Raw genomic sequence first — 11,249 nt, forward strand, 5'->3', positions numbered from 1 at the left:
TGAATCCTGTGCAGGGGGATCGAAAAGTCAGCGCATGAAACCTTCCATGAAGTCCGCCACGCCGCTGGCCAGGCGTCGGCGCCAGGGGGCGCTGGCCGGGTTGGCGAGGGTCTGGTCCTCATGGACGAAACTCTTGATGATCGCGTTGTAGCCCAGCCAGCGGCAGGGTTCCGGCTCCCAGCCGGGCAGACTGTGCAGGGCGCGGTCGTGGCTGGCCCAGGGCTGCTCGGTGAGCGGGCTGCGCCGTTCGAGGATCAGCTCGGCCAGGGTCCGCCCGCCCAGGTTGCTGGCGCCAACGCCTTCGCCGCCATAGCCGCCGGCCAGGGCGATGCCCTGTTTGCGATCACAGAACATGTGCGGCTGGAAGCGCCGGGCCATGCCCAGGTTGCCGCCCCAGGCGTGGGTGATGTTGACGTTCTTCAGTTGCGGGAACAGTTCGCCGAACAAGTAGCGGCGCAGTTCGATTTCACTCTCGGTGAGGTCGAAGTTGTCACGCAGGCGGCCGGCGAAGCGGTAGCCGCCGCGGGCGCCGAACACCAGGCGGTTATCCAGGCTGCGCTGGCCGTAGGTGACCTGGCGGCTGTTCTCGCTGAAGGCCTGGCCATGGTTGAGGCCGATCTGCTCCCAGATCTGTTCGGACAGCGGCTCGGTGGCCACCAGCAGGCTTTGCACCGGCATCTGGTAGCGGCCCAGCGGCGGCAGGTTGACCGAGTAGCCTTCGACTGCTGGCACCAGCCATTGGCATTTGATCCGTGCCTGCAAGGTGCGTGCTTCACCGGAGCGCCACTGGGTCACGGGGCTGTTCTCATACAGCTTCACGCCCATGGCCTCTACCGTGCGGGCCAGGCCGCGTACCAGTTTGGCTGGCTGGATAGTGGCGACGTTGGGGTTGAAGATCGCGCCATAGGGGCGGCTGATACGCAGCTGCGATTCCAGCTCATTAGGGCTCAGCCAGCGGTAGTCGGCTTCGTTCAGGCCCTGTTTATAGAGTTTGTTCAGGTAGGCGCGCAGGCTGGTTTCCTGCTCGGGGTAGCGCGCGGCGCAGTACAGCACGCCGCCTTTGCGGTAGTCGCAGTCGATGCCTTCGCGTTCGAGCACCTGGGCGACTTCATCGGGGATGCCGTGCAGCAGGTCATAGGCGGCGCGCCGCTGCTCGGGCGTGCAGCCGGCGAGCAGGCGGTCTTCACCGAGCAGGTTGCCCATCAGCCAGCCGCCATTGCGCCCGGAGGCGCCAAAGCCTGCAATCTGCGCTTCGACGATGGCAATGTTCAGTTGCGGTGCCAGGCGCTTGAGGTAATAGGCGGTCCACAGCCCGGTGTAGCCAGCACCGATGATGCAGACGTCGACGTCCAGATCCTGTTGCAGCGCGGGGCGTGCGCTCAACGGCTCATCGAGTTGGTCCATCCACAGGCTGATACTGCGCCATGCCAGCATTGTTCGGCTCCACATCGGTAACGGTCTGTGGCGATCCTAGAAGCTTGCGGGGGGCTGTGTCTTACGTGCGTGCACGCAGAGAATTCTGTTTCACGTAGGCCTTGGGCGAGAGGCCGGTGTGCTGGCGAAAACACTTGTAGAACGCCGACAGCGAGTTGAAGCCGGCGGCAAAGGCCAGCTCGTCGATGCGCGCAACCGTGGAGGTGCTGCCCAGGATGGTCAGCAGGTGCTGCAGGCGTGCCTGGTTGACGTAGCGATAGAAGCTCTGGCCGAGTACCTGGTTGAGCAGGTAGGAGATCTGGTTGCGGCTGTAACCGCTTTCGCGGGCGACCCGTTGCAGGTCCAGTTCCGGGTCGAGGTAGGGTTGCTGGCGCTGGAAATACTGCTCCAGGTCCTGGGCCATGAAGCTCAGCTGGCGTGGTGACAGGCCCAGGCGGCTGGCGGCCGGGCGCAGGTCATTGTGGCCAGTGTCCTGGCTGGGCGCGCGGACCAGCGAGGCGTACTCGTTGACCCGCCAGATCAGCCCGTCGCGCACGGTGATCGCTTCACTGGACTGGAACGCCACCAGGCCGTCGCCACCGTGCAGGGTGACCTGGTACTGGATGAAGGCGGTGCAGCCATCGACGCGGATGCGGTCGCTGTGGACGATGTCTTCATCGGCTTCGCGAGGCATGCTCACGCGCACGTATTCGCGCAGCTCATCGAGGTGCAGGACGCGGTTCTGGAAGTAGTCGTTGTACTGGATATCGGGGTGATACAAGGCCATGACCCCGTCGAGGTCGCGATGCTTCCAGCACAGGTGGTAGCGCAGGACGGTGGCGGCGGTTTCCGGGGTTTGTTCCGGGCCGTCGGGGATCGGGGATGGGGTCATTGACTGATAGTGCCCCAAGGCTGATCAAGGCTCAACTGCCGTTGGGGCGCTGCGCACCCCAATCGCCGGCAAGGCCGGCTCCCACAGGGTCCGGGACACAGGGAACCTGTGGGAGCTGGCGTTGCCAGCGATGGGCTGCAAAGCAGCCCTTAGAGGAACTGCTCGGCGTAATGGCACGCCACCTGCCGCGTCCCCACTTGCCTGAACGCCGGTTCCTCGGCAGCACAGCGCTCGGTGGCATACGGGCAGCGTTTGTGGAAGGCACAGCCAGGCGGCGGGTTCAGCGGGTTGGGCAGCTCGCCGGAAATCTTGATCTTCGGCTTGAGCGGATCCGGATGAATGGTCGGCGTGGCCGACAGCAAGGCCTGGGTATAGGGGTGCAGCGGCTTGCTGTAGATATCTTCCTTTGGGCCCATCTCCGCCGGTCGGCCCAGGTACATCACCAGCACCTGGTCCGCCACGTGGCGCACCACTGCGAGGTTGTGGGAGATGAACACGTAGGCGGTGTTGAACTCCTTCTGCAGGTCCATGAACAGGTTCAGCACCTGGGCCTGGATCGACACGTCCAGGGCCGAGGTCGGCTCATCGGCCACCAGCACTTTCGGTTGCAGCATCATCGCCCGTGCCAGGGCGATGCGCTGGCGCTGGCCACCGGAGAACATGTGCGGGTAGCGCTGATAGTGCTCAGGGCGCAGGCCGACCTGCTGCATCATCGCCTGGACCTTCTCGCGCCGTTCGGCCCTGGACAGGTTGGTGTTGATCAGCAGCGGCTCGCCCAGCTGGTCGCCGATCTTCTGCCGTGGGTTGAGCGAGGCGTAAGGGCTCTGGAAGACCATCTGCACGTCCTTGCGCAATTGCTTGCGCTCGGCCTTGTTGGCCCCGGCGACTTCCTGGCCGGCAATCTTCAACGAGCCGGAGGACGGCTCTTCGATCAGGGTCAGGGCCCGGGCCAGGGTCGACTTGCCACAGCCGGACTCGCCGACCACCGCCAGGGTCTTGCCGGCTTCCAGTTCAAACGACACACCGTTGAGCGCGCGCACCAGGGCGTGGCCCTTTAACAGGCCACGGGAAACTTCGTAGTGACGGGTCAGTTCACGGGCGGTAAGGACGACGGTCATTACGCCACCTCCTGGTTCAGCGGGTAGAAACAACGCACCTGGCTATGGGCCTGGGGATCGAGGGTCGGGCGTTGCCGACGGCAGTTTTCCTGCACATAGGGGCAGCGCGGTGACAGCAGGCAACCTTCGGGGCGGTCATAGCGGCCGGGGACGATGCCCGGCAGGGTCGCCAGGCGCTCGGCGCCTTCGCTGTGCTCGGGAATCGCCGCCAGCAGCGCTTCGCTGTAGGGGTGGGCGGGCACGTCGAACAGTTCCGGCACCTGGCCGACTTCCACCGCTTGGCCTGCGTACATCACGCACACCCGCTTGGCGGTTTCGGCGACCACGGCGAGGTCGTGGGTGATCAGGATCAGCGCCATGTTCTGCTCTTTCTGCAGGTTCAGCAGCAGCTCCATGATCTGCGCCTGGATGGTCACGTCGAGGGCGGTGGTCGGCTCGTCGGCGATCAGCAGCTTGGGTTCGCCGGCAATCGCCATGGCGATCGCCACACGCTGGCTCATGCCACCGGAAAGCTGGTGCGGGTAGGCGTCCAGGCGGCTTTCGGCACCCGGGATTTCAACCTTCTTGAGCAGCTCCAGGGCACGCTGGCGGGCCGCCTTGCCGCGCAGGCCGAGGTGCTGGCGCAGCACTTCCTCGATCTGGAAGCCCACGGTGTAACTGGGGTTGAGGGCGGTCATCGGGTCCTGGAAGACCATGGCCATATCCTTGCCGACCACCTTGCGCCGTTGCCGGCCGCTGAGCTTGAGCATGTTGGTGCCATCGAAGGTCAGGGCGTCGGCGGTGATCCGCCCGGGGGCGTCGATCAGGCCCATCAGCGCCATCATGGTCACCGATTTGCCCGAGCCCGATTCGCCGACAATGGCCAGGACCTCACCTTCATTGACCGTCAGGTCCAGGCCATCGACCACCGGTACCGCATTGGCGTCGCCAAAGCGCACATTCAGATTGTTGATTTGCAGAAGTGACATGGCGATCTCCTCAGGCGGCATTCTTGAGTTTCGGGTCCAGCGCATCACGCAGTCCGTCACCCATCAGGTTGATTGCCAGCACGCTGAGCAAAATGGTCAGGCCAGGCAGGCTTACTACCCACCAGGCGCGTTCGATGTAGTCGCGGGCCGAGGCCAGCATGGTGCCCCACTCGGGGGTTGGCGGCTGTACGCCGAGGCCGAGGAAGCCCAGGGCGGCGGCGTCGAGGATTGCCGAGGAGAAGCTCAGGGTGGCCTGCACGATCAGCGGTGCCATGCAGTTGGGCAGCACGGTGACGAACATCAGCCGTGGCAGGCTGGCACCGGCCAGGCGTGCGGCGGTGACGTAGTCGCGGTTCAGTTCGCCCATTACCGCGGCGCGGGTCAGGCGCACATAGGACGGCAGCGAGACGATGGCGATGGCGATTACGGTATTGATCAGGCCAGGGCCGAGGATGGCGACAATCGCCACGGCCAGCAGCAGCGAGGGCAGGGCCAGCATCACGTCCATCAGGCGCATGATCGACGGGCCGAGGATGCGCGGGAAGAACCCGGCCAGCAAACCGAGGAAGATCCCCGGGATCAGCGAGATCACCACCGACGACAGGCCGATCAGCAGCGACAGGCGCGAGCCCTGGATCAGTCGCGAGAGCAGGTCGCGGCCAAGCTCGTCGGTACCGAGGATGAACTGCCAGTTGCCGCCTTCCAGCCACACCGGCGGGGTCAGCAGAAAATCACGGTATTGCTCGCTGGGGCTGTGCGGCGCGACCCAGGGCGCGAACAGTGCGCAGAATACGATCAGGCTCATGAACATCAGCCCGGCGACCGCGCCCTTGTTGCGTGAAAAGGCTTGCCAGAACTCCTTGTACGGCGAAGGGTAGAGCAGGCTCTGGTCGACGGCGGTGGCCGGGGTGGTGACAGATTTTGGAAGTGGGGTAGTCATGACGAGGCCCTCAGCGCTGATGACGGATGCGTGGGTTGGCCAGGCCGTAGAGGATGTCCACGACGAAGTTGACCAGGATCACCAGGCAGGCAATCAACAGGATGCCGTTCTGTACCACGGGGTAGTCACGGGCGCCGATGGCTTCGATCAGCCACTTGCCGATGCCCGGCCAGGAAAAGATGGTTTCAGTCAGTACCGCACCGGCGAGCAAGGTGCCGACCTGCAGGCCGAACACGGTCAGCACCGGGATCAGCGCATTGCGCAGGCCGTGCACGAATACCACGCGGGCCGGCGACAGACCTTTGGCGCGGGCGGTGCGGATGTAGTCCTCGCGCAGCACTTCGAGCATCGAGGAGCGAGTCATCCGCGCGATCACCGCCAGCGGAATGGTGCCCAGAACAATGGCCGGCAGGATCAGGTGCATCACTGCGTCCTTGAAAGCGCCTTCTTCGTCGCTGAGCAGGGTGTCGATGAGCATGAAACCGGTTTTCGGCTCGATGTCATAGAGCAGGTCGATGCGCCCGGACACCGGGGTCCAGCCCAGGCTCACGGAGAAAAACATGATCAGGATCAGGCCCCACCAGAAGATCGGCATCGAATAGCCGGCAAGGGATATGCCCATGACCCCGTGATCAAACAGCGAGCCACGCTTGAGCGCGGCAATCACCCCGGCCAGCAGGCCGATCACCCCGGCGAAAAGCAACGCCGCCATGGCCAGTTCCAGGGTCGCCGGGAACAGCGCGAGGAACTCGGTCCAGACGCTTTCACGGGTACGCAGCGATTCGCCGAGGTCACCCTGGGCGAGCTTGCTGACGTAGTCCAGGTACTGTTCGGGCAGCGGTTTGTTCAGGCCCAGTCGCTCCATGGCCTGGGCGTGCATTTCCGGGTCGACCCGCCGTTCACCCATCATGACTTCAACCGGATCGCCGGGTATCAGCCGTATGAGCGCAAACGTCAGCAAGGTGATGCCGAAGAAGGTCGGGATCAGCAATCCCAGTCGCCGGGCAATAAAACTAAACATCTTCTGGAGTACCTCATCAGCCGGTCAGGCATGCCCGCCGGCACCCGGGTGGGGCGCTGGCGGTCGTTCTTGTTCTACTTCACCTGGGTAGTGGCGAAGTTGTTATTGGTGAGGGGGTTGATGTGGTACCCCTCAACGTTGTCGCGCATGGCGGTAAACATCTGCGGATGGGCCATGCTGATCCACGGTTGATCTTCATCGTACACCGCCAGGGCCTTCACATAGAGCGCTGCGCGCTCATTGTTGTCGGTAACCTCGCGGGCCTTGGTGATCAACTGCTGGAAGGTTTGATTGCACCAGCGGGCATAGTTCTCGCCACTTTTCACCGCGTCGCAACTAAGCAGCGGGCTGAGGAAGTTGTCCGGATCGCCGTTGTCGCTGGCCCAGCCGGTCGACACCATGTCGGCCTCGCCCTTCTTGGCCCGGCGCAGCATCTCGGCCCATTCCATCACGCGGATATCGACAGTCAGGCCGATCCTGGCCAGGTCTGCCTGGAGCATTTCGGCGCTCAGGCGCGGGTTGGGGTTGGTCGGGCCGCCGCCGTTGCGGGTGAACAGGGTCAGCACCGTGCCTTCGGGTACGCCGGCTTCCTTGAGCAGAGCACGGGCCTTGTCGAGGTCGCGGGGCGGGTTCTGGTTGTCGGTGTTGTAGCCGATCATGCTGGGCGGATACGGATTGACCGCGACCAGCGCGTTGCCCTTGCCGAACAGCTGGTCGACGTGGGTCTGGCGGTCGAAGGCGATGTTGATGGCTTTGCGCACGCGCACATCGCTCAGGTACTTGTGTTCGGTGTTGAGCGAGATGTAGCCGGTGGTCAGCGCTTCCATCTCGGCCACTTTCAATTTGGGGTCGGCCTTGATGCTGGGGATGTCATCGGGCTTGGGGTACAGCGCCACCTGGCACTCGTTGGCCTTGAGCTTTTGCAGGCGCACGTTGTTGTCGCTGGCGATGGCGAAGATCAGCGCATCGGCCGGTGGCTTGCCACGGAAGTAGTCCGGGTTGGCCTTGTAGCGCACCTGGGCGTCCTTGTTGTAGCGCTGGAAGATGAACGGGCCGGTGCCGATCGGCTTGTTGTTGAGGTCGCCGGTCTTGTTGGCCTTGAGCAACTGGTCGCCGTACTCGGCTGAGTAGATCGAGGTGAAGGCCATGGCCAGGTCACGCAAAAAAGGCGCTTCGGGCCGGGTCAGGGTGAAAACCACCGTGTGCTCGTCGGTCTTCTCGACGCTTTTGAGCAAATCCTTGAAGCCCATGCTTTCGAAATACGGGAAACCAATGCTGGTCTTGTTATGCCACGGGTGGTTCGGGTCCAGCTGACGTCGGAAACTCCACAGCACGTCGTCGGCATTCATCTGACGAGTGGGGGTGAAATAGTCGGTGGTGTGGAACTTGACCCCTTCGCGCAAGTGGAAGGTGTAGGTCAGGCCGTCATCACTGATATCCCAGCGCTCGGCCAGGGCCGGCTGGATATCGGTGGTGCCCGGGCGGAAGTCGACCAAACGGTTGAAAATGGTTTCGGCCGAGGCGTCGGCGGTTACGGCGGTGGTGTACTGGACGATATCGAAGCCTTCCGGGCTGGCCTCGGTACACACCACCAGCGGCTTGGCCGAAAGGCCCGCCGCAGCACTCAACAGGACGGCTGCCAGGGCAGCCTGTAGCGGTAGCAGTTTCATGAAACCTCCTGCAATCGAATATCCAGAGTAGTCGCCCCGGTCGATTCGGCGAACCGACCGGGAAACCGCGTTCTAGAGGAAGTTGAAAGGAATGGTGGTGACAATCCGCAGTTCGTCCAGGCTACCGTCGAGCTGGGCCTTGCTGGCCCGGTGCGCGGTGTAGGTGGCGCGGACGGTGGTGTCCTTGAGCGTGCCGCTCTGCACTGCGTAGGTGGTGCCGATACCCCACTCGTAGTGGTTCTCGCCGTCCAGGCCGCGAACGTCGTAGCCGCTGCCGGTGTAGTGGGTGCCGTCGATGCCCCAGCCGCGAGCGTTGTACAGGTTGAACTTGAGGCCCGGCACGCCGTACTGGGCCATGTTCAGCACGTAGGCGATCTGCATCGATTTTTCGTTCGGGCCGTTGAAGTCCGAGAGCAGGGAGTTGGCCAGGAAGATCGCGTTGGTGTCGTGCAGGTAGTCGAAGTACTCGTTGCCGTTGACCTGCTGGTAGGAGAAAGTCAGGTTGTGGGCCTGGTGGGTCAGGCCGAACGACAGACTGTAGGTGTCGTTGTCGATATCGCCAAGCTTGCTTTTGCCTTCATCCTTGGTCTTGTAGTAGTTCAGGCCAGTAGTCAGGCTCAGCACCGCACTGTCGCCCAGTTCATGGCTGGCACCGAAGTAGTACTGGTTCCACAGGTCTTCGACGTTGGACACATAGAAGCTGGTTTTCAGGCTTTTCAGCGGCTGGTAGTTCACACCGGCAATGTTGACGTGGTCGGCTTCGAAGGCGCGATCACCATACTCGGCAACGAATTTGCTGGTGCCCTGTTCGGTCCGGGTCGAGAGCCGGTCGAAGGTACCGATGTCAAACGACAGGTTATCGAACTCTTCGCTGCGCAGGCTCACACCCTCGAAGCTCGACGGCAAGGCACGGTTGCCGATGTAGGCGAGTACCGGGGTGTCCATCGATTGGCGGCCGGCGGTCAGGGTGGTGTTGGAAACCCGCGCCTTGACGTTGGCCAGGCCCATCTTGCTCCACTGGCCGATGACATCGCCGTCGCTGTGGGTCAGGGTGCGGTTGTTCGGCCCGGCTACCGCAGCGCGGCCGCGCTCCAGGGCGATGGCGTTGTAAACGGCGGTCTCGGTGCTGAAGCCGAAGGTGCCTTCGGTAAAGCCTGAGGTGTAGTTGAGGATGGTGCCTTGCACCCAGTTGTCACGGCTGTGGGAGTCGTGCTGGCTGCCGTCGCTTTTGTAGTACTTGAACAACGGCGCGCGGGTGGCGCGTTCGCGGCCATACCAGTTGCGGGTCGAGCCGGACAGGCTTTGGCCTTCGATGAAGCCCTTGGCTTCACTCTGGGCGCTGGTGGCTTTGACGCTGACCGGAACATAGTCCTGGCTGGCGGGTTCGGCCTGGGCCATGGCTGACAGACCACTGAAGGACAGTGCCAGTACTGCGGTTTTGGTTCGTCTCAAGGTAAAGCTCCCTTTTCTTTTCTTTTTTTAGTTACCGCCTGGCCTTGTGAGCTGGGCGTCTTGCCGGTTGGAACAAGGGTTTGCAAACGTTTGCTGCAAGGCAATCGGGCATATTCAGGCTGAATTCACCCGCAGGGGCGCTGCGCACCCACGGGGAGAAAGCGGTTTTTTTATTCGGTACTAACGCCTGAGAAGTTGTTGCGCCCGAAAGGACTTACCTTGAAATCCACGACCTTGGCACTGAGCGGCTGATTGACCGTCGAGTGGGCGATCGGGGTAATGGGCAACTGTTGCTTGAGGCGCTGCTGCGCCTGTTGGTAGAGCGTGGTGCGTTGTTCGCGGTCGGTGATGGTCTTGGCTTTCTTGACCAGGGCGTCGTACTGCGGATCGCACCACATGGAGTAGTTGTTGCTGCCAATTGCGTCGCAGCTGTACAGGGTGCCGAGCCAGTTGTCCGGGTCACCGTTGTCGCCGGTCCAGCCGATCAGCGAGACGTCGTGTTCACCGTCCTTGGTGCGCTTGAGATATTCGCCCCATTCATAGCTGACGATTTTTACCTTGAGGCCGACCTTGCCCCAGTCGGCCTGGAGCATTTCGGCCATCAGCTTGGCGTTGGGGTTGTACGGGCGTTGCACGGGCATGGCCCAGAGGGTGATTTCAGTGCCTTCCTTGACCCCGGCGGCCTTGAGCAACTCGCGGGCCTTTTGCGGGTTGTAGCCGGCATCCTTGATACTGTCGTCGTAGGACCACTGGGTCGGCGGCATGCTGCCCACCGCCAGTTGCCCGGCCTCCTGGTACACCGCCTTAACGATGGCCGGCTTGTTCACCGCCATGTCCATGGCCTGGCGCACTTGAAGTTGGTCGAAGGGTTTGTGCTGGACGTTGTAGGCGATGTAGCCGAGGTTGAAGCCGGGCTTTTCGATAACCTGCAGCTTGGGGTCGCTCTTGAGTGCATCGAGGTCGGCCGGACGCGGATGCAGGGTGACCTGGCATTCGTTCTTGCGCAGCTTCTGGATGCGCACCGACGGGTCGGTGTTGATCGAGAAGATCAACTGCTCGATCTTCACCTGGCTCGGGTCCCAGTAGTCCTTGTTACCTCGGTAACGGATCTGCGAGTCCTTCTGGTAGCGCTGGAAGACGAACGGGCCAGTGCCGATCGGTTTCTGGTTTATGTCGCTGGGGCGCCCGGAGGTCATCAGTTGCCCGGCATATTCGGCCGAGAGCACGCCGGCAAAACTCATCGCCAGGTTCTGCACGAAGGCGGCATCGACGCTGTTGAGAGTGAAGACCACGGTCATCGGCCCGGCCTTTTCGATGCGGGCGATGTTCTTGTCCAGGCTCATGCCGACGAAGTAGGGGAACTCGGTGGGGTAGGCCTTGCGAAACGGGTGTTCGCGGTCGAGCATGCGATTGAAGGTGAACAGCACGTCGTCGGCGTTGAAGTCGCGGCTGGGGGTGAAATCCTTCTTGCTATGGAACTTGACCCCTTCACGCAGGTGGAAGGTGTAGGTCAGGCCATCGTCGGAAACCTCCCAGCTTTTCGCCAGGGCCGGTTTGACGGCGGTTGCGCCGCGTTCGAATTCCACCAGGCGGTTGTAGATTGGCTCGGCGGCGTCGTTGTCGGTGGCGCTGGTGTATTGGGCGGTATCAAATCCTCCTGGGCTGCCTTCGGAGCAGAACACCAGGTTCTTGGCCAGGCCCGCAGGGGCATGGGCGAGCAGGCCGAAGCCCAGCAGCGCTGCATAGATTGGAGTGTGGCGCATGACGATCCCTTC

General features: G+C 62.8%; 9 protein-coding genes. All 9 read right to left on the minus strand.

Translation table 11 applies throughout. The features are described 5' to 3' along the window. Window positions 1-27: 27 nt before the first annotated feature. Window positions 28-1,434: an NAD(P)/FAD-dependent oxidoreductase gene (locus ABIE20_RS03475; RefSeq protein WP_429502810.1), complete on the minus strand. Its 1,407-nt coding sequence runs from the start codon at window positions 1,432-1,434 to the stop codon at window positions 28-30. A gap of 61 nt (window positions 1,435-1,495) precedes the next feature. After that, complete coding sequence (locus ABIE20_RS03480) at window positions 1,496-2,305, minus strand: helix-turn-helix domain-containing protein (protein ID WP_429502812.1); 810 nt, start codon at window positions 2,303-2,305, stop codon at window positions 1,496-1,498. A gap of 149 nt (window positions 2,306-2,454) precedes the next feature. Further along, on the minus strand, window positions 2,455-3,423 hold the full coding sequence (locus tag ABIE20_RS03485) for a peptide ABC transporter ATP-binding protein (protein ID WP_429502814.1): 969 nt from the start codon (window positions 3,421-3,423) through the stop codon (window positions 2,455-2,457). Then, window positions 3,423-4,391 (minus strand): ABC transporter ATP-binding protein, encoded by a 969-nt coding sequence (locus ABIE20_RS03490; RefSeq protein ID WP_429502816.1) that lies wholly within the window; start codon window positions 4,389-4,391, stop codon window positions 3,423-3,425. Before ABIE20_RS03490 ends, ABIE20_RS03485 begins: the two co-directional genes overlap by 1 nt. Before the next feature lie 10 nt (window positions 4,392-4,401). Continuing rightward, a complete protein-coding gene (locus tag ABIE20_RS03495) occupies window positions 4,402-5,331 on the minus strand; it encodes an ABC transporter permease subunit (protein ID WP_429502818.1) in 930 nt (309 codons plus the stop codon). A 10-nt stretch (window positions 5,332-5,341) separates the two neighbouring features. After that, window positions 5,342-6,352: an ABC transporter permease subunit gene (locus ABIE20_RS03500; protein ID WP_429502819.1), complete on the minus strand. Its 1,011-nt coding sequence runs from the start codon at window positions 6,350-6,352 to the stop codon at window positions 5,342-5,344. 74 nt (window positions 6,353-6,426) lie between these two features. Continuing rightward, complete coding sequence (locus ABIE20_RS03505; protein ID WP_429502821.1) at window positions 6,427-8,022, minus strand: ABC transporter substrate-binding protein; 1,596 nt, start codon at window positions 8,020-8,022, stop codon at window positions 6,427-6,429. 72 nt (window positions 8,023-8,094) lie between these two features. After that, window positions 8,095-9,420 carry an OprD family porin gene (locus ABIE20_RS03510; protein ID WP_429503014.1) on the minus strand — a complete coding sequence of 442 codons (1,326 nt, stop codon included), beginning with the start codon at window positions 9,418-9,420 and terminating at the stop codon, window positions 8,095-8,097. Between the two features lie 224 nt (window positions 9,421-9,644). Continuing rightward, window positions 9,645-11,237, minus strand: a complete 1,593-nt coding sequence (locus ABIE20_RS03515; RefSeq protein ID WP_429502823.1) for an ABC transporter substrate-binding protein — start codon at window positions 11,235-11,237, stop codon at window positions 9,645-9,647. Window positions 11,238-11,249: the final 12 nt, after the last annotated feature.

It is taken from the genome of Pseudomonas sp. 2835, from assembly GCF_050435905.1.
Taxonomy (GTDB): Bacteria; Pseudomonadota; Gammaproteobacteria; order Pseudomonadales; family Pseudomonadaceae; genus Aquipseudomonas.